17 protein-coding genes and 2 pseudogenes are annotated in these 18,596 nt (G+C 62.5%); 8 read left to right on the top strand and 11 right to left on the bottom strand.

Annotation, left to right across the window (positions count from 1 at the left end; genetic code table 11):
• The first annotated feature begins 29 nt into the window (after window positions 1–29).
• From H2040_RS05840 to H2040_RS05855, 4 genes are read left to right on the top strand one after another with little or no spacing between them, the layout of a single operon-like run.
• Window positions 30–1,355: a TolC family protein gene (locus H2040_RS05840; protein ID WP_287155937.1), complete on the top strand. Its 1,326-nt coding sequence runs from the start codon at window positions 30–32 to the stop codon at window positions 1,353–1,355.
• On the top strand, window positions 1,352–2,590 hold the full coding sequence (locus tag H2040_RS05845; protein WP_287155938.1) for an efflux RND transporter periplasmic adaptor subunit: 1,239 nt from the start codon (window positions 1,352–1,354) through the stop codon (window positions 2,588–2,590). Before H2040_RS05840 ends, H2040_RS05845 begins: the two co-directional genes overlap by 4 nt.
• A 14-nt stretch (window positions 2,591–2,604) precedes the next feature.
• On the top strand, window positions 2,605–5,739 hold the full coding sequence (locus H2040_RS05850; RefSeq protein WP_022696737.1) for an efflux RND transporter permease subunit: 3,135 nt from the start codon (window positions 2,605–2,607) through the stop codon (window positions 5,737–5,739).
• 12 nt (window positions 5,740–5,751) lie between these two features.
• Window positions 5,752–6,483, top strand: coding sequence for a ZIP family metal transporter (locus tag H2040_RS05855; RefSeq protein WP_022696736.1), 732 nt, complete (start codon window positions 5,752–5,754; stop codon window positions 6,481–6,483).
• A gap of 10 nt (window positions 6,484–6,493) precedes the next feature.
• Here the strand turns inward: H2040_RS05855 and H2040_RS05860 are convergent, their stop codons facing one another.
• From H2040_RS05860 to H2040_RS05875, 4 genes are read right to left on the bottom strand one after another with little or no spacing between them, the layout of a single operon-like run.
• Complete coding sequence (locus H2040_RS05860) at window positions 6,494–7,846, bottom strand: dihydrolipoyl dehydrogenase family protein (RefSeq protein WP_287155939.1); 1,353 nt, start codon at window positions 7,844–7,846, stop codon at window positions 6,494–6,496.
• Window positions 7,843–8,076 (bottom strand): GDCCVxC domain-containing (seleno)protein, encoded by a 234-nt coding sequence (locus tag H2040_RS05865; RefSeq protein WP_081639430.1) that lies wholly within the window; start codon window positions 8,074–8,076, stop codon window positions 7,843–7,845. The genes H2040_RS05860 and H2040_RS05865 overlap by 4 nt, the downstream gene beginning before the upstream one ends.
• Window positions 8,076–8,399 carry a heavy-metal-associated domain-containing protein gene (locus tag H2040_RS05870; RefSeq protein ID WP_287155948.1) on the bottom strand — a complete coding sequence of 108 codons (324 nt, stop codon included), beginning with the start codon at window positions 8,397–8,399 and terminating at the stop codon, window positions 8,076–8,078. The genes H2040_RS05865 and H2040_RS05870 overlap by 1 nt, the downstream gene beginning before the upstream one ends.
• A 13-nt stretch (window positions 8,400–8,412) precedes the next feature.
• Complete coding sequence (locus H2040_RS05875; protein WP_022696733.1) at window positions 8,413–8,769, bottom strand: mercuric transporter MerT family protein; 357 nt, start codon at window positions 8,767–8,769, stop codon at window positions 8,413–8,415.
• Between the two features lie 81 nt (window positions 8,770–8,850).
• Here H2040_RS05875 and H2040_RS05880 point away from each other — a divergent pair, with 81 nt between their 5' ends.
• Window positions 8,851–9,276, top strand: a complete 426-nt coding sequence (locus H2040_RS05880) for a MerR family transcriptional regulator (RefSeq protein WP_287155941.1) — start codon at window positions 8,851–8,853, stop codon at window positions 9,274–9,276.
• A gap of 14 nt (window positions 9,277–9,290) precedes the next feature.
• Here the strand turns inward: H2040_RS05880 and H2040_RS05885 are convergent, their stop codons facing one another.
• Window positions 9,291–9,620, bottom strand: coding sequence for a YnfA family protein (locus H2040_RS05885; protein WP_353844803.1), 330 nt, complete (start codon window positions 9,618–9,620; stop codon window positions 9,291–9,293).
• Window positions 9,621–9,717: 97 nt separating this feature from the next.
• Here H2040_RS05885 and H2040_RS05890 point away from each other — a divergent pair.
• Window positions 9,718–9,861: pseudogene (locus tag H2040_RS05890) on the top strand (transposase); the annotation flags it as partial.
• Window positions 9,862–9,977: 116 nt separating this feature from the next.
• Here H2040_RS05890 and H2040_RS05895 read toward each other — a convergent pair.
• Window positions 9,978–10,169: a hypothetical protein gene (locus tag H2040_RS05895; RefSeq protein WP_027068203.1), complete on the bottom strand. Its 192-nt coding sequence runs from the start codon at window positions 10,167–10,169 to the stop codon at window positions 9,978–9,980.
• Between the two features lie 124 nt (window positions 10,170–10,293).
• Window positions 10,294–10,683 (bottom strand): helix-turn-helix domain-containing protein, encoded by a 390-nt coding sequence (locus tag H2040_RS05900; protein WP_206740771.1) that lies wholly within the window; start codon window positions 10,681–10,683, stop codon window positions 10,294–10,296.
• 64 nt (window positions 10,684–10,747) lie between these two features.
• Between H2040_RS05900 and H2040_RS05905 the strand changes: the two are divergent.
• Window positions 10,748–11,263, top strand: a pseudogene (locus tag H2040_RS05905) (magnesium chelatase subunit ChlI family protein); the annotation flags it as partial.
• Window positions 11,264–11,274: 11 nt separating this feature from the next.
• Here the strand turns inward: H2040_RS05905 and H2040_RS05910 are convergent.
• The 4 genes from H2040_RS05910 to H2040_RS05925 form a co-directional block, all read right to left on the bottom strand.
• Complete coding sequence (locus H2040_RS05910) at window positions 11,275–11,703, bottom strand: hypothetical protein (RefSeq protein ID WP_287155944.1); 429 nt, start codon at window positions 11,701–11,703, stop codon at window positions 11,275–11,277.
• Between the two features lie 62 nt (window positions 11,704–11,765).
• A complete protein-coding gene (locus H2040_RS05915; RefSeq protein WP_287155945.1) occupies window positions 11,766–13,766 on the bottom strand; it encodes a tetratricopeptide repeat-containing sulfotransferase family protein in 2,001 nt (666 codons plus the stop codon).
• Between the two features lie 106 nt (window positions 13,767–13,872).
• Window positions 13,873–16,323 (bottom strand): TonB-dependent receptor, encoded by a 2,451-nt coding sequence (locus H2040_RS05920; protein WP_287155946.1) that lies wholly within the window; start codon window positions 16,321–16,323, stop codon window positions 13,873–13,875.
• A gap of 439 nt (window positions 16,324–16,762) precedes the next feature.
• Window positions 16,763–17,236 (bottom strand): MarR family winged helix-turn-helix transcriptional regulator, encoded by a 474-nt coding sequence (locus tag H2040_RS05925; protein WP_022696721.1) that lies wholly within the window; start codon window positions 17,234–17,236, stop codon window positions 16,763–16,765.
• Window positions 17,237–17,409: 173 nt separating this feature from the next.
• On the opposite strand from H2040_RS05925, the gene H2040_RS05930 reads away from it, so the two are divergent.
• Window positions 17,410–18,596: histidine kinase dimerization/phospho-acceptor domain-containing protein (locus H2040_RS05930; RefSeq protein ID WP_287155947.1), on the top strand; the 1,187-nt coding region annotated here is incomplete at its 3' end.

Raw genomic sequence — 18,596 nt, forward strand, 5'->3', positions numbered from 1 at the left:
CTTCGTGACGATCATCATCGGAGAACAACATGCATATGAAATTACTGTGCAGCGGTCTGCTGGCCGCTGCGCTGGCTGGCGGCGGCGCTCAAGCCGCGCCCAGCCTGTGCGATGGTGCGGCAAACGACCTCGCACAAAACACAGCAATCCCTTCCCGGGACGACCCTTTGACGCTTTCCGCGGCGCTGCTGGCTGTCCAGACGGCTGCTCCGGAACTTCGGGCCGCTGCGCTGGAAGCACTGGCTCAACGCGCAGACGCCCGTCAGGCTGGACTAAGGCCCAATCCGGTTCTCGGAATTGAAGTTGAAGATTTTGACGGCGCGGGCATCCAGACGCTTGGAGCCGGAGAATCCACCGCGTCAGTGTCTCAAACCTTCATGCTGGGCGGCAAACGCCGCAAGGCGGAAGTCGCCGGCCTTGCCCGCGCCAGAGCTTCGGAAGCGGACTGCGCGCGTCAAATGAGAGACCTGACGCTTCAAGCGGCGGATTATTTCTACGCGCTGGTGGCCGCCGAGGAACGCGCGCGGCTCGCCCAACAGGCCGCCCTGCTTGCCGCCGAGGTTTCGGATGCGGTTCAGCGGCGGGTGGAGGCCGGCGCCGCAGCGTCCGTGGAAGCCATCCGTGCTGAAGCGGACAGCGCCCGCGCCCGCGCCGAGGCCGCCGCAGTGGCTGCTGACGTCGCCCGTCTCCGACTTTCACTTGCCGCGCTGTGGGGCGCGGAAAACGCCCCATTTGGCGAGGCCGTTTCCGATGCGGCTGAACAGGCCCTTCCACAACCAGGCGAAGTGATGGAGCGCGCGGAAACTCATCCGCGCCTGCGGGCATCGCGTCTAGGGCTGGACGCAAGACGCCGCGAGCTGACCTACCAACGATCGCTGGCGATGCCCGATGTAACGGCGCGTCTAGGGGTCAAGAGCTTTCGGGACACGGACGAACAGGCGCTCGTCGCAGGCATCAGCCTTCCGCTTCCGATTTTCGACCGGAATCAGGGCGCAGTTGAAGCGGCTTCGCGCCGCGCTGTCCGCGCCGATCTGGAAGCCCGCGCCGTCCGGAACAGATTGGCGAGCGAGATACGCCGCGCCCACGCCGAGGCGGTGGCGGCGCAAGCCCGGGAATCGGCGCTGACGGACGAAGCCGTGCCCGCCGCGCGGGAAGCGTTTGAAGCTGCGCGCATCGGCTATCGGGCCGGCAAATTCGACCTGACCGCCCTGCTCGATGCCCGGCGGAGCCTTGTCGAAATCGAGACTACGCGAGTGGAGGCCGCCCGAGCAGCCCGCAGCGCGCGCGCGGAGCTTCTTTCTCTCGGCGGTTATCCCCCCTACGCCCCCATTCAAATTACCGGATACGACCAATGACATTGCGACTCAAAATACCGGCGGCGGCGCTCGCGCTGGCCGTCCTGACAGCGGCATGCGGCTCTGACCGCGCAAGCGAGACGGATTCACATGACATATCAGCCCAGACAGAAGAACGACACGAAAACGGCGAACCGGCCGAAGATAATCATGAAGAAGACGGTCAGGATTCGGACCTGGTGCGGCTAAGCCCGGAAGAGGCTGAACAATACGGAATTCAGACTCTGTCCGCGGAGAAGCGCGGCTTGCCAGGCGCAGTGGAACTGCCAGCCGAAATTCATTTCGACGCCAATAAGCTGGCCAATGTAACGCCTCGCGTTGCAGGCGTAGTCCATTCACTGAACGCAACAGAAGGCGATCATGTCGCCGCGGGAGAGCCCCTGGCGGTGCTGGACAGCCGGGAGCTCGCCACAATGAAGGCCGATTATCTGAGCGCGCTAGCCGGGGAACGTCTGGCGCAAACGACCTTCGCCCGCGAAGATCGTTTGTTGCAACAAGGCGTGACGTCCGAGGCCGAACACGCCGCCGCGCGTGAAGCGCTATCGACTGCGCGCGCGCAGAGAGAAAGCGCAGAAACCAAGCTTCACGCTGTCGGCGTCAGTCATGCCGCGCTTGCCGGTATTGAGAATACCCCCGACGGCGCTCTGGGCCGTTATACGATAACCACGCCAATCGCCGGCGCCGTGATCGAGCGGCGCATTTCGCTCGGCCAATCGGTCGCCGCCGGCGGAGAGCCGGTCTTTGTCGTTGCCGACGACGCAACCGTATGGGCCGATATCGATATCTACCGCGAAGCCTTGGCCGATGTCGAAAAAGACGCTTCGGTGACATTCCATAACGATGCCGGAGACCAGATTGCACAAGGCGAGATCGCCTTTGTAACGCCGCAGCTCCAGGAACGGTCGCGGACCGCGACCGCGCGGGTCATCCTCGACAATCCGGATGGCAGCATCCGGCCTGGACTCTTCGTCTCCGCCCGGATTGGCGGACTGGAAGGGGGCGAGGCGATCGCTGTGCCGACCGGAGCGGTGCAAAACTACGAGGATGACAGCGTCGTATTCGTTCCCGTACAGGGCGGATTCGCTCCACGGCCGGTCATGACCGGAAAGGAATCCGGCGGATGGGTGGAAATCCTTTCCGGTCTTCAGCCAGGCCAGAATTATGTCGCCGAAGGCGCTTTCACCCTGAAAGCCCAGCTTGAAAAAGGCGGCTTCGAGTCCGGTCACGCGCACTAAAAGGAAATAGTCTCATGTTTCGATTGATGTATCGCGTGGCTGGCGGGCGCATGCTCGCCATTCTGGCTGCGCTCGCCATGACGATTGGCGGAGCCTGGGCGTTTCGCGCGCTGCCCGTCGACGCCTTCCCCGACACCTCGCCTTCGCTCGTGCAGGTTTTCACCCCGACCGAGGGCCTCGCGCCTGAAGAGGTCGAACGCTATGTCACATTTCCGCTTGAGCGGGCGATGTTTGGTCTGCCAAGGCTGGAAGAAATCCGCTCGGTCTCCAATTTCGGCCTTTCTGTTCTGAACATCTATTTCGAGGACGGGACCGACATCTATTTCGCTCGCCAGATTGTCGGCGAACGCCTCGCCCAGGCGCGTGAAGCGATTCCAGAAGGTTTCGGCGATCCGCAGATGGGGCCGATTTCAACCGGTCTTGGCATCATCCTCTATTACAATCTCGTGGACGAGACGGACGAACGCAGTCTTGTCGAGATGCGAGAAATTCAGGACTGGATGGTGAAATACCAGCTTCAGAGCGTGCCTGGCGTCACCGAAGTGCTGTCGCTCGGCGGCTATGAGAAGCAATACCAGGTGCGCATCAATCCAGAGGCGCTGCTGCGCTACGATCTTTCCATCGGCGACGTCGAGACCGCGCTAACCCAAGGCAATCGCACCACTGGCGCGCAATTTATCGAGGTCGATTCCGAGCAATATGTGGTGCGCGGCATCGGCCTCGCCCGCTCGCTGGATGATCTCGGCAATGTGGTTCTCAAGACCGTGGAAGGCACGCCGGTCCGGGTCCGGGACGTCGCCCAGCTCGCCATTGGCGGCGGCGTCCGTCAGGGCTTGGCGACAGCCGACGGCGAGGGCGAAGTCGTCGCGGGACTGGTGCTGAAGCTTTATGGCTCCAACACCTCAGAGGTGATCGCCAATGTCCGCGAGCGGTTCGAGGAGATCAATTCCAACCTGCCCGAAGGCGTGAAAGCCGTGCCCTATTACGATCAGGGCGCGCTGGTGAATAAGGCCTCGTCGACTGTGACCACCGCGCTCTGGCAGGGCGCGCTTCTCGTGGCCGTGATCATCTTTGCCTTCCTCGGAGGCTGGCGGCCCAGCCTGGTGGTGGCGCTGTCCATTCCGTTCTCGGTCGGCTTCGCCTTCATCGCGATGAACGTGCTCGGCATCTCTGCGAATCTCATGTCGTTGGGCGGAGTGGCGATCGCCATTGGCATGATGGTGGATGGCGCTATCGTCATCGCTGAAAATGTCGATCGCGTGCTGAAGGATCGGCCAAACGAGGACCGGCGCACCGCCGTCGCCGAAGCGGCGACCGAGGTGATCGGCCCGCTGATCGCCGCCGTGGCTGTCGTCATCGTCGTGTTTTTGCCGCTCTTCGCCCTGCAGGGCCCGGCGGGCAAGACGTTCAGCCCGTTGGCCGCCTCCGCCGCTCTCTCCATGACAGGTTCTCTAATCTATGCCGCGTTGATCGCGCCGGCGATCGCCAGCGGTCTGATGCGGCCCGGACGCAAGTTCTCGAAAGAGGGCGATGTTGGACGGATCGGACACATGGTTCAGCCGCTCGCCGGTTTCTTCATCCGCCGCCGCATGCTGGCGGTGGGAACGGCGGTTCTGCTGCTGGCGATGGGCGGTCTCGCCTTGCCGCAGCTGGGCTCGGAATTCACTCCGACGCTGGAAGAAGGCGACATCCTGATGCGCACCACCATGGCGCCGTCCATTTCCCTCACCGAGGCGGAAGAAACAATGACGCGGGTGGAGGACTATGTGCTCGCCAGTTTTCCGGAAGTCGAGCGAATGGTGACACGCATCGGACGAGGTGAAATCGGCGCCCATGCCGACCCGACCAATAGCGCCGAATCTTTCCTGGCCCTGAAACCGGAAAATCAATGGCGCGAAGGATTGACCGCGGAGGAACTGCGCACCGAGATATCTCGGGAGCTTTCCGACTTTCCGGGCGTCCTGGTCAATGTCAGCCAGCCCATCGCCATGTCGGTGGACGAGCTGGTGACCGGAACCAAGGCCGAGCTGGCGGTGAAGATTTTTGGTCCCGACATGGACCGCCTGCTCGCCGCGTCCCAAGACCTTGCCGGCCTTCTCCGCTCTATCGAGGGCGCAACGGACGTACAGGCGGACCAGATTACCGGTGCGCCGCAGCTCCGCATAGACCTCGACCGGGCCGCGCTCGCCCGTTACGGAGTCACTGTGGACGCCGCCCTTTCCTCCGTCCGCGCCGCTGTCGGTGGCGCGGAAGCTGGGGCGGTGTTCGAAGGCGTACGTCAGTTCCCGGTGATCGTCCGCTATGAGGAAGGCGCGCGCGCCACGCCGGAATCGATCCGCAATCTCGTCCTTAAGACGCCGGGCGGCGCGCGCATCACCCTCGACATGATCGCCGATATCGAAGCGGTTGTCGGCCCGCGTCAGGTGACGCGGGAAAACGGCGAACGCTTCATCACCGTGCAAGCCAATGTGCGAGGCCGCGATATCGGTTCCTTCGTGGAAGACGGTCAGGCGCGCATCGCCGAAGAGCTCGACCTGCCTGCCGGATATCGCGTGATCTGGGGCGGTCAGTTCGAGCTTCAGCAACAGGCGAACAAGCGCTTTGCTGTGGTCATTCCGATCACGCTTGGCATCGTCATGCTGATCTTGTTGCTGGCGTTCGGACGACTGAAATCAGCGTTGCTGATTCTGCTCAACATTCCGCTGGCGCTGACCGGTGGAGCCATGGCGCTCTGGATCGCCGGGTTGCCCATCTCGGTTCCGGCCACCGTGGGCTTTATCGCCCTGTTTGGCATTGCTCTCGGCAATGGCATGGTGCTGGTCAGCTATCTTGATCGCTTCGCGCAGGAGGGGCGTGATCCCGATGCGCTGGCGATCGAGGGGGCGACGCTGCGGGCGAGACCCGTTCTTATGACCGCGATGACCACTGCGCTGGGACTGGGTCCGCTCCTGTTGGCAAGCGGAGTCGGCGCCGAGGTGCAACGCCCGCTGGCGACTGTGGTTATCGGCGGGCTTGTCACCTCAACGGTTCTGACTCTGCTGGTTTTGCCGGCCTTGCACCGGTGGTTTGCGCCGCGTCCGATCCGGCAGACGGAACCGAAACCGCAACCGGAAGCGTTCCATCGTTTCCATGGCGAAGAGCCAGGCTGATCAGAGCGTGATATGGACACCCAGTTCCTGATTGTCATAGGCCTCGCCCTATTGCCGGCTTTCGGCAATTTTGCGGGAGGAGTCGCGGCAGAGTGGGGCAAACCCTCTCCAAGGCGGCTTAACTGGGCGCTCCATGCCGCCGCGGGCGTAGCAATCGCAATTGTCGCCATTGAGCTCATGCCCCGCGTGCTGGAGGGACTTTCTGGCTGGTGGATCGGTCTTGCCGTTGCGCTCGGGGGCGGGGCCTATCTGTTGATAGACCGGTTGAGCGGCCTCTTAGCTCGCGGGGGCGAAGAAGACCGTCAGCGCATGTGGATGATTTATTTTGCTGTCAGCGCCGATCTGTTCAGCGATGGAATCATGATCGGGGCCGGCGCCGCCGTGGCGCCATCGCTCGCTTTGATCCTGGCTTTGGGTCAAGTCTTGGCGGACTTGCCGGAAGGCTACGCGACAGTGGCAAATTTCCGGGACAAGAACATTCCGCGACGCCGGCGGCTGCTGCTTTCCGCCTCTTTCGCCGTCCCCGTGCTGGGGGCGGCTGCGGCTTCTTATCTTCTGCTGCGTCCAGCACCGGATGGCTACCAAATGTTCGCGTTGGCGGCCGTGGCCGGGTTGCTCACGGTCGCTGCCGTCGAGGATATGCTGGAAGAGGCCCACCAGAGCGATCGTGACAGCAAAGTCTCCATCATCGCGTTTGTCAGCGGGTTCGTGCTTTTTACGTTCGTGTCCGCTGGATTGGGGTAGAGGGAGACGTCTAGAGCATTGATCCCAAGTCCGAGGCGATGGAGGGATAAGCCGTGGTCAATCTTTTCAGATCGGCCGATTTCAATCCCGTTTGCATCGCGAGCGCAAAAATATTGATGAGTTCGCTGTAGCCGGGACCCAATAGATGGGCGCCAAGAATTTCATCGGTGTCATCATCAATGATCACTTTGGCCGCCGCGCAGGTTTCTCCGACCCGGAGATTTGAATACCAACCAGACGTATCGTTGAACTCGGTCCGGGCGTTACCGCGCGCCTGCGCTTTCTTTTCCGACAAACCCACTCTGGCAAGCTCGGGGATCGTGAATACGGCAGACGGAACGCCGTGATAATCCGGTTTGGTCTTATTGCCCTTCAACATGTTCGACGCGGCGACCTTGCCCTCTATCACTGCGACCGGAGTCAAGGGCGCGCCCGCCGTATTCGCCGCGTCGCCCGCCGCATAGACTCCGGGATTTGAAACGCTTTGCAGATGTTCAGTCACCGATACGCCGCTTTCGGTCCATTCCACACCGCCCTTTTCCAGATCCAAGGCGTCGAGCATGGGAACCCTGCCCGCGCCGTGCACGACAAGGTTGGCGCTGACGGTTTCTTCATGCCCGTCCTTTGACAGCGTGACCCGGAAATCCCTTCCCGACGCTTCGACAGAGCAGATTTCGGTTTGTGACTGAAAACCAACGCCCGCCTTACGCCCGCGCTGAACCAAGCGATCCACCAGATCGGGGTCAAAGGCCTTCAAGGGGCGGTCGCCATGATCGATTATTAGCGTCTCCGATCCAGCGCGGGCCGCGATATGGGCGAACTCAAATGAAACAAACCCGCCGCCTACAAAAACTATCCGGTCAGGCAAGGTATCGAGCTCCATGAACGCCGTGCTGTCGGTAAGGTGCCCGGCGCCCTCAAAGTCGAGGGAGCGTGGTTTGGCTCCAGACGCAATGAGAATTTTGCCGCCTCTGATAACCGAACCGTCCTCAAGCTCCAGAGCGTCTTCGGCGCAAAAGCGCGCCCGGCCATGGAACGTTGTTATTCCCTGAGATTCCAGCCCGGTTTCGATGCGGTCCGGCATTTTGGCGGTGAAGGAATTTTTGAAGGCGACAAGTTCCCGCCAATCGATTTTCAGGCCCGATGGCGTTACGCCGTTGCCTTCCATGCGCGCGGCCCCGTCGATGATTTCGGCGCCCCGCCGCAGCATTTTCTTCGGATCACAGCCCCGAAGCGCGCAGGTTCCCCCATAGGGAAGTTCATCAATGACAGCCACCGACCATCCGGCTGAAGCGCATTTACGCGCCGCATTCACCGAGGCCATACCGACGCCGATGACGACAAGATCGAATTCCCGAGTCATGAATTTCCCTCCGCGGGGCAGCATGCCGGTTCCCCTCCCGCCCGCGCGGCCTGGATCGGCGGGCAGGGGACCGTTCCGTAGGAACAAAATACGCAGCAATCGCCATTCTCGGGCCGAAGAAGCGCGCCGCACCCCTTGCAGTCATAGAAGAACTGGCACGCATCAAGAGGCATGGTTTCCTGCTCGGAATGACCACACTCAGGGCAGGTGATGGTCGACAGGCGCATCATCAGGTTTCGATCGCCTGCGCCGGATACCCGGCCTTCGTGGAGGCGCTGGCGATATCTGAAACGGTCGCGACAGACGGGTCGAAAAGGACAATGGCGGTCTTCTGGTTGAAATCGATTTCGACAGATTGCACGCCGCGCACCCGTTTCATGGCGGTTTTAACCGTGATCGGACAGGTGGCGCATGTCATGTTTTCAATCGCGAATTTGACCCTTTGAGTTTGAACGGCTGCGCTCGCCTTAAGGCCCGCAGCGCTGGCTGGAGGCGGCGCGGCTGCCAGAGCCGGAGCGGCCAGCGCAAGTGAAAGAATGAGCGTTTTGATCATCGGGTTTCCTTTCTCAGTAAAAGAACGGAGCCCACCAGCCAATCGTGGCCGAGAGGCTGACGAGAAAAGCTGATAGCCATAGAACGATTTTCGTTATGCGGCGGGCCGCCGGCCGCGCGCAGCGACCATCCTCTGGGCAGTCGTTTTTCTGAACGAAATAGACCCGCCAGAATCCAAGGCCGATGAGCGCCAGAGCGGCGGTAATGAAATAGGGTTTATAGGGTTCGAGAGCCGTCAGGCTGCCAATCCAGGCCCCGCTGACGCCGGTCAGAACCAAAGCCAGCGGCACGATGCAGCAGGTCGAAGCCAGCGCCGCGCCCGCCGCGCCGCCAAAGGCAAACCAGACATCCCCTGTCTTCCGTCCGTTCATGTACTCAGCCTTGCGCTTCCATCGATTCCATCTCACTTCTAAGGTCTGTAGCAACTACAGGTTCAAGCGGGAGAATCAGCGATGGCGATCACGAAGCCGCGAGAGGCGATGAAGCGGGGAGAACTGGGCCGGCGCAGCGGCTGCAATATCGAGACGATCCGCTATTACGAGAGGATCGGCCTTTTGCCGGAACCTGACCGGACAGATAGCGGCCACCGGCTCTATTCGCCCGAAGATCAGGCCCAATTGGGATTTGTCATGCGGGGCCGTGAGCTGGGCTTTTCTGTCGCAGAAATTCGCGCCTTGCTGTCGCTGATGAACTCGAGCGAATTTACCTGCGGAGAGGTCTTGGACATGGCGAGCAGCCATCTGGCCTCGATCAAGGCCAAGATCCGCGATCTCAGGAAGCTTGAGACGAGTCTGACGCGATTGGTCAGGGATTGCGAGGGCGGAGAGGCCAAAGACTGCCCGGTTATTGACGCTCTGGCGGGCGACCGTCCTGTCTAGGCGGCGTGGACAAATCAGTTGGGCGGCCGGGGCGCAGCGATAATGATAGCGGCTCCGATGAGGCAGACGGCAGCGCCGATTAAGTCCCAGCGGTCCGGTTTAACCCCCTCGATCAGCCGCAACCAGGCGAGCGAACTTGCGATATAAACCCCTCCGTAGGCTGCAAATGCGCGTCCGGCGGCGGGACTATCGACCAGCGTGAGTAGGAAGGCGAACAAGGCCAGTGACGCCATTCCCGGAAGAACCCACCAAACCGGCTTGTCGAGGCGGAGCCACGCCCAGAATGCGAAGCATCCCGAGATTTCAGCGATGGCTGCACCGATATAAGCGGTGGTGGTAGGCATATTGATCATCCTCATCTTCAGGCGATCGCCCCTTGAATCGACATTTGAAGGCGGAGTTTTAGTCATGGTGATCTAAGCGAAACGGAATGGTGGGGTTGTGGAACTCCCGCTCCTCGAACGAACGCCCGGCGAGCGCGGGCGAGGCGTCCGTCCGTCCGCGGACAACCGCAATATCATCAACGGCATTCTTTGGCGGCTGAAAACGCGCGCGCCATGGCGCGACGTTCCAGAGAAATACGGCAACTGAAATGCGGGACAGGTTCACCAAGTAAGGTTCATTGTGTCGCCGCCGCCTTCGGCCGCCGCATCGCCTTCCACATGGCGTTCGGCGAGACGGCCGACATCAACCTATGAATCTTAATCAATCTGCCCGAACAGATGTCGACAGCGCTGTTGACCGACAAAGCGTATGACATCGACCGGATTTGCATCGATCTCGAACAGCGCCTCGTCAAACTCCTCATCACTCGTGCTCGAACCGAAAGAACGCAATTCCCTGACACCGAACGCCACTCCTAGCGCGATCACATTGAGTCTGCATTCGCCCATCTAAAAATCAATCGCTCCATCACCATGCGCTACCATCAACTCGCAGAGCTTCCTGTTTAAGCTGCATATCGCCTCGGCTCGATACGGGTTCAAATTTTTTCACGCAGCCTAGAAAGTCCTGAAACTATATCTTTTGGATCTCATATTTTCGGCATAATGCGTGACACGCGAACCTAACGCGCGGATCGATAACGCCATACTCGTCCTTGGCGATTTTCGCGAGAGTCTTTGGACTCATGCCGATCTCTTTCGCGAACGCTTTATATGAGAGCCCCCGCGCACGCATTTCGCGGAGGATATGTTCTCCCAGCGACCGCGGCTTTCGAAACGGATCCCGGCCCAGAAACTCAATCACCCGCGGCCAATGCTCTATCTGGGGTCCGCAGACGCCTTTCTCCCAGTTTCCGACCGTCCAGACGTTCACGCCAAGCAGCTCCGCGACATCCTTCTGGCGCATTCCAAGCTGTCGCCGCCGCCACTTAATCTGCTCTCCCAAGGAGGCGGACTCGCTCAAGCATGGAAGTTTTCTTATTGTTTTTATTGACCAAATGAAATTTGGAAAGAAGGCAACGTGCGTGTGCCGCTGTGGCGATGGCGGCGTTTCCGGCATTGCCTGCAAGCGCGGTCCGCGCTGCGCCATCGATTACCAGGCGCGGATTTCCGGCCCGATGATGGACCGCATCGATTTGCAGATCGATGTGCCCGCCGTCAGCGCCGCCGACCTCGCCCTGCCGCCGCCCGCCGAAGGCTCGGCCGAGGTCGCCGCCCGCGTTGCCGCCGCGCGCTCCGCCCAGCTTTCACGCGGTGAGGGCGCGGAAGGCGGCCACACCAATGCGGACATCACCACCGCCATGATCGAACAGGTCGCCGCCCCGGACGAGGCGGGCCGCGCGCTCCTGGCCAAGGCCGCCGAAAAGATGAAGCTCAGCGCCCGCGCCTATCACCGCACCCTGCGGGTGGCCCGCACCATCGCCGATCTCGACGGCGCGGATTCGGTCCGCCGCGTCCACATCGCCGAAGCCCTCAGCCACCGCCGCGCCCCGCCGGAAAGCTATGCGGGTCAGTCGGGAAGCCGCGCCGCGTCGGCGCGCTAGTCGGCGCCGGTTTACCAGAAGGGCGTGGCGGCGATTTCCAGCGACTCGTAGTGTTGGATTTCGGTGATTTTCACGCTCGCCTTTTTCGCTTCGCCCACGGTCAGGACGGGTTTGGCGAGGGTCTGTTCGGCCTGCTCCTCGCCGCGCTTCAGCTCGAATTCCAGATTGGCGGTGTCTTCGTCGCGGCTGCCGGTGATCAGCAGCGTTTGCGGCGGCGCCTCGGCCAGGCTGACATCCAGCATGGACGTTTCGCCCTCGGTCAGCCGGACCTGCGTCTCCCAGCTCCGCGAGGCTTTCGTCTCGCCCGGCAGGTCATAGGCCAGTGTGACTTCAAGCATCAGGCTGATCTGATCGCCCGGCGCCGCGGCGGCGGAGCCGGTGTGAAGCATCAATGCGGCGAGGGTGGCGAGGAAGAATTTCATCAGGACCGGCTTCGTCATTTCCCAACGTCGAACGCTTGTATCGGAAACTATAACGCGCTGATGACGAATTCTTGCAAGCTTTAGCGCGTTTCCCGCTCCAGAACCGGTCCGAGCGCCGCTTTCAGCGGGTCCAGCCAGGGTTCGAAATGGCGCCATTGTTCGACGCCCTTGCGGTTGATCGGCTGGCGCACCTGTTCGGAGCTGGCGGTGCGGACCGCGCGGTCGGTTTCGTGGAAATTCACGCAAGCCTCCTCGAACTCCAGGCCGCAGAAATCGAGGATGCGGCGGACCTGGCTTTCCAGGTCATCGACCACGTCCTCGTAACGCACGCGCAGGATTTCGCCCGGCGCGGCTTCGTCCCAGTGGTCCATCAGCTCGACATAGCCGCGATAATAGCGGCCGATCTCGTCGAGGCCGTAGGTGAATTCCTGCCCCTCGGCGAAGAGCTGTTTGAAGCCGGAGAAGCAGCACGCCATCGGGTCGCGGCGCGCGTCGATGATTTTGGCGTTCGGCAGGATCAGCCGGATCAGGCCGATATGCCGGAAATTATTGGGCATCTTGTCGGTGAAGAAGGGCGCGCCCTCGCGGTAGATGCGCGTGTCCTCGATATATTTCCGGCCCAGCTCTTCCAGTTGTTCGGCTGACAGCTCGGCGAGGATGCCCGGATAGCGCGGCTCGTCCGTCACTTTCCGGCGTCCGTTCAGCCGGTGCGCCAGCGCCAGGATGTTCGGCAGTTCCAGCGTCCCGTCCACCTGAGAGTGTGAGGCCAAAATTTGCTCCAGTAGCGTCGATCCGGCGCGCGGCAGGCCGACGATGAAGATCGGGTCCGGCGCGTCGGCGCCCATGCCGGCCTTGTCCGCAAACAGCTCCGGCGGGCAGGCGGTCTTCTGGCGGGCGAACTCGGCCTCGGTATCCTCGGCCTTGTAGCGGGTCTGGCGTTTCTTCAGCGCGTTGCCGCGCTCGTAGAATTTGAAGGATTGTTCGTAATCGCCGCGATCCTCATACGCCTTGCCCAGCGCAAAGCAGAGATGGAAGCGGTCTTCCAGCGCGATCCCGGCGGCGTCTTCCTGCGCCTGCATCGCGGCCAGTTCGTCATCGCCAAAGCGATAGGTCTTGAGATTGGCAAGGCTCCAATAGGCGTCGCCAAAGTCCGGCTTGGCTGTGTGGGCGCCGCGATAGGCCTCGATGGCCTCGTCCTGCCGCCCGATCGTCTTCAGGGCGTGGCCGCGGGCAAGATGGATTTGCGGATTGTCCGGCATGGCGGTCAGCACCGCGTCATAGGTTCCCAGCGCGGCGTCATAGTCGCCCACCGCCATCGCCTGATTCGCGTAGAGAGACTTGAAGGCCGGATTTTCCGGGTCGGTGCGCAGAAGGATTTTCGCCTGTTCCAGAGCCTCGGCGTATTTCTGCCGCTTGTGCAGCGCCTCGACATAATCGATGCGGGCGAGCACGAAATCCGGATCGAATTCCAGCGCGCTATCCAGCAGGAATTCGGCGTCGTCCAGAACGCCCAGTCTCAGCCCCAGCTGGGCCAGCAAGCGCATGGCTTCCAGATGGTGCGGATGCTTCTGCAGGAAGGCGCGGCACAGCTGCTCGGCCTTCATCAGCCTGCCTTCGTGCATGAAGCTGGTGACCGAGACCAGCTCCGGCGGCAAGGCGGAGAGGCGCTGGAATTGCGCTTCCGCGCGCGCGGCCGCATCGCCTTGTCCGGTTTCACGGTAGAGTTCGGCGAGCGCCTTCCAGCTGGCGCCGAGGCCCGGATTGCCCTGCACCGCCTGTTCATAGGCGGCGAGGGCCGCTTCTGTTTCGCCGGCCTCGCGCCGCATATGGCCTTCTTCCTGAAAGGCGCGGCCATAGCCGGGGCGGGCGTTTTTCAGACGGTCCAGCGTTTCCTGCGCCGCGCCGGGCTGTTTCAGGTAACGCCGGCAGACGGCAAGTATATAGAGCGCCTCTGCGTGATCGGCTTCGCGGGCAAGGGCTGTTTCCGCCGCCTGAGCGGCCTGTTCCGGCCGGCCCTGTTGCAGCAGGGCCTTGGCCTCGGTCACCGCGCTTTCGGCGTCATTGGCGGCGTCGGTTGCCATGGGCGGTCAAATCCTCGTCTGCGCTGGAAAAAGTGTGCTCATAAAAGAAGGGGCGACCCTAGCGGATCGCCCCTCCCGAGGTTAAGCCCTTCGGCCGTTGCGGCTCCTAGTAGTCGTAGGAGACGCGCAGACCGACGGTGCGCGGACGGTTCGTCGTGATCCGGCGAATATCGTCCTGCGTGTTGATGAACAGCTCGGCGCGTTCGTCCCAGACATTCTCGACAAAGATCTGGGCCTGCCAGTTATCCTTGCCGATGCCCGCGGAGAGATCGCCCGTGGAGTAGCTGTCCTGCTTCTCGCGGACATCCGCGAGCAGGGAGGAGAAGCTGTCCCCGGCGTACTGGACCGCGCCCTGCGCGAACAGGTCGTAATCGCCCATCATCCACTCGTAACGCGCCCGGAGCGTGCCCTGGAACTCCGGCACCAGCGGCAGCTGGCTGCCGACCGGGGCCAGTTCGGCGATCTGCGCCTTGACGTTGGTCAGTTCCGTATCGTTGTACGAGAACGCGCCGTTCAGGGTCAGGTTCGCCGTCGGCATCCAGGTGATGTCGCCCTCGACGCCGAAGATTTCGGAGTCGGCGGCGTTTTCGATGAAGGTCAGGATCGACACGTTCTGCGGGTCAAACCGCGAAACCTGCATGTCCGACCATTCGATGAAATAGGCGCTGCCGTTGAACTGCACCGTGTTGTCCAGGAACCGGGTTTTCCAGCCCAGCTCGTAATTCACGACATCGTCGGTGGTGTAGAAGGTGTCCACGGTCGGGAAGGTGGGATTGACCGAGGCCAGACCGCCGCCGCGGTTGAAACCGCCAGGACGGAAGCCTTCCGAATAGGTGCCGTAGAACAACAGGTCCTGCGTCGGCGTCCAGGCGAGGTTCAGGCGGTAGATCTCGCCATTCAGCTCGCGCGGTTCCGGGGTATGGCCGCCGGAGACGTCATAGTCGCGGCCCAGATCCAGATCGGTCACGCCATTGGCCGGATCGCCCTGGAAGATGCCGGTCGCGAAGTTGGACGAGCCGGTATAGTCCAGATCGAAATTATACCGGCGCGCCCCGACAGAGGCGGTCAGCGTATTCGGGATCAGGTCGAACGAGAATTCGCCAAAGAAGGCAAGCTGTTCTTCCGTGCGCGTGATGTCGTTGAAGAACGCCACGCCCGGCGCCCGGGTCTGGTCGTTGATATTGTTCGCCGCCTCGATCGGACCGTTTCGGACGAAGCCAAGATCAGGGGTGGCCAGGTACAGGAAGTCGTCCTGGGTCTCGATTTCGAAATCGTCATAGAAAACGCCCGCGGTCACGCGCCAGCGATTCTCTTCCGGCGTGTTGAAGCGGAATTCATGCGTATTCCGGGAATGTTCCTGAAACACTTTCGCGCCCTTGACCGGGTCCAGGCATTCGCGGCCGCCCGGCGTGATGAAGCGCGGATCGATCCCGTAATTCACGACATAGTCGGGATTCGAATAGGTGCAGGTGTAATAGGAAACGAAGGCGCCGGAATTATTGTAGCCGGTATAGTCAATCGACTGATTGACCTCACGGTCCAGATACGCGCCGGTATAGACAAGATCCAGCATGCCCAGACGGCCGTTCAGCGTCCAGGAGGTCTGGTTGAACTTGTCGTCCAGCTCGTCCGGGAAGAAGCGGGTCACGTCCAGATCGCCGACATCGGGGTCGTAGTCGAACACGCCGTCCGCGCCCAACTTCTGGCGGGTGTGCTGGACCAGCAGGTCCCAGTCCGGATTGATGTTCCAGGCCAGGCTCAGCCGCGCGCCCTGATAGAAGCTGTCATTGAAGTCTTCTTCGGCCAGATCGGTGTTGACCGCGGTCTCGTAATAAACCGCGTCCGGCGTGGCGGTGGACAGCGGGTTGACCGAGGGATCGGTGGTGAACGTGCCGGGCACGTTGTCGATATAGCCGCCCTGGTTGATGTCGTAGAACGCGGCGCGGAAGGCCAGCTTGTCCTCGACGACCGGGATATTCACATAGGCCTCGATGCCGTTCGACATCTCGCCGTCCTTGGTGAAGGACATGGAGGCGTCGAAACCGGCGCCGAATTCGTCGAATTGCGGCTTGTTGGTGATCAGGCGGATCGTGCCGGCCTGTGATGACGCGCCATAGAGCGTGCCCTGCGGTCCGGGCAGGACCTCGATCCGCTCAAGGTCGGTGGCGTAAACGTCCAGGTTCCGGCCCGGCGCGGTGACCGGCTGTTCGTCCAGATAAAGGGCGACGTTGGGCGGGGAGCCCTGCGCGCCGGACAGCTGAACGCCGATCGGCTGCACGGCCATGCCGCGGATATAGACGGTGTTCTGGCCCGGGCCGCGGCCGGCGAACGTCACGTTCGGCAGCTGGCGGACATAATCGGTGAAATTGCCGATATTCAGTTCGTCGAGCGCCTCCTCGTCAACGGCCTGAACCGTGACCGGGATGGACTGGGCGGTGGCGGTCCGCTTGGTCGCCGTGACGGTAATCTCGTCAATCTGGGCGTGGGCGGCGCCGGCCGTCATGGCGACGGCGGTGGCCGAAAGAATTGTGGTTGCAAGTGCGCGTTGCTTCAGCATGAGCGTTTGATCAGCCCCCTTTTCGCGGTTCTGGATTTTGAATTGACGCTGCCTCAGGACGGCGTGGCGCGGGGCGGTTCTGGCCGGGGCCCGCGCGTTTGAACGAGATCCGGATCACTCGGAAAATCAGGAGTCCGGACATCGCGTCGACCTCTCGGCCAACGCGGCGCGGTATACGGCAAAACCCTTTGAACTCAAACGGTGTGCGCGCCGGTGCGCAGGCGTTTATCGCGCGAAGCCGGCGCGGCCGCGCAGGGGGCATTCCCGCCACGGACGCGGCTTATCATAAATTAATTGTTTATGATCAAGGCTTTATATATCAAAAGGATAAAAGCACCGCGTCATGCGCCTTGCGTTGGTGCAACATTGCAACACCGTTTGATGTTTTCATTTCTAAACGCTGCGGGCGCAGTTGACGCGCGCGTCAATCGAGACGCCGCTATTTGCGGGCGATATCGCCGACCTCCAGGAACGGCGCGGCGTCCAGATCTTCCGCGTCCATCATGGCGGCGATGCGTTGCAGGGATGCGACCAGCATGTGGCGCTCCCAGCTCTCCAGCGTATTGAGACGCGACAGGAAACCCGCCTGAAGCAGTTCCGGCGCCTCGGCGGCGCAGGCGGCGCCGCTCTCTGTCAGCGCCACCGTGACCACGCGGCGATCGCTTCCCGTGCGCGAGCGCGTGACCAGCTCCGCCTTTCCCAGACGGTCGAGAATCGTGGTCACCGTCGCCTGGCTGAGCGAGACCTGACGCGCCAGCGCGCTGGCCGGCATGGGGCCCTGGCGGCGCAGGGTCTGGATGACAACAAGCTGGGGCGCGGTGAGCCCGGTTTCCTTGAGAAGCTGGCGGGAGCGGAGATCGATGGCGCGCGTGATCCGTCTGAGCGCGATCAGGATATCGTCATGGTCGGCCATGTTTGCCGGTCCTCCTCCAGCGGCGCGGCGGCGCCCGCCCGCCGCCGATATCGTCACGCCGGCGCGCCGGGTTCAAGACGCGAGGGGGCGGATGGGAGCGATATTTTAACTTCCCGCCGTCACCTTCCACCGCGATTTCGCGCAAAATCTGCGGCTCAGGGGACGGAACGGCGTTGGCGGACCGGGATCAGGATCAGAAAATCAGGGACGCGGACGCCCGGCGCGCCACGCGCCTGTTCCTGTCTGCCGTCACGCATGAGCTGCGCACGCCGCTGAACGGCATACTGGGCATGACGGAGTTGCTGGAAGGCAGCGGCCTGAAGCCGGACCAGCAGGAATACGCCGCCGCGATACGCGAATCCGGCAAGCACCTGCTCAATCTGGTCAATGATATTCTGGACATCTCCAAGCTGGAGGCCGAGGGCGTGGCGCTGGAGACCACGGATTTCGACCCGGCGCGGCTGGCCCGGTCCGCCGTGGAGCTTCTCGCGCCGCAGGCCGCAGAAAAGGGACTGGAGCTGGCGGTGATCATCGATCCCGGTCTTCCGGCGGTCGTCACCGCCGATGAGGGGCGGCTGCGGCAGGTCCTGCTGAACATTCTGGGCAATGCGGTGAAATTCACCGAGCGCGGCGGCGCCCTGCTGCGCGCCTCCGCCGAACAGTCCGACGGCCGGACAGTGCTGGAGTTCATCGTCTCGGACACCGGGGCGGGCGCATCCGAAGCCATCCGGGAATCCATATTCGACGGCTATTCGACGCCGGGCTCCGGGGCCGCGGCGGGCGACGCCGCGCCAAGCCTTGGCCTTGCCATCGCGCGCCGCCTGATCGCGGCCATGGGCGGCGAACTGACGCTGGAGGACGGGGCGCTGGGCGGGGCCACGTTCCGCGCCCGCCTGCCCGTCGCCGGGGCGATCCGCCGGAAGAGTTTCGAACCGCCCGTCCCGACCAATCTGATCGTGGCCTCGCGCTCGGCCATCGTGCGCGAGGCGCTGGGCGAACAGATTCGCCATCTGGGCGGCCGGGTGCGCACGGTGATGACGCGGGTGGAGGCGCGCAAGGCGGTTCAGGAGGATCGCGGCGCGACGCTGCTGATCGATGCGTCATGGGCCGGGGATGGCGAGGAAGCTGTGGGGCGGGCGCGCCGCGCCGTGGCGCTGCTGTCGCCCGCCGAGCGCGAGCAGATTTCCGGTCTGACCGATCGCGGCTTCGCGGGCTATCTGATCAAGCCGGTGCGCCCGGAATCTCTGGATTCCATCATCCGGGGCGCGCTTTCCAAGCGCCGCCGGCAATCACCGCCGGCGCAGACGCCCGCCGCCCCGCAAGCGCCGCAGGCCGAACCCGCCGCGCCCGCAGCCTCTCC

The sequence above is a fragment of the Euryhalocaulis sp. genome, assembly GCF_013911995.1.
GTDB classification, from domain to species: Bacteria; Pseudomonadota; Alphaproteobacteria; order Caulobacterales; family Maricaulaceae; genus Euryhalocaulis; species Euryhalocaulis caribicus.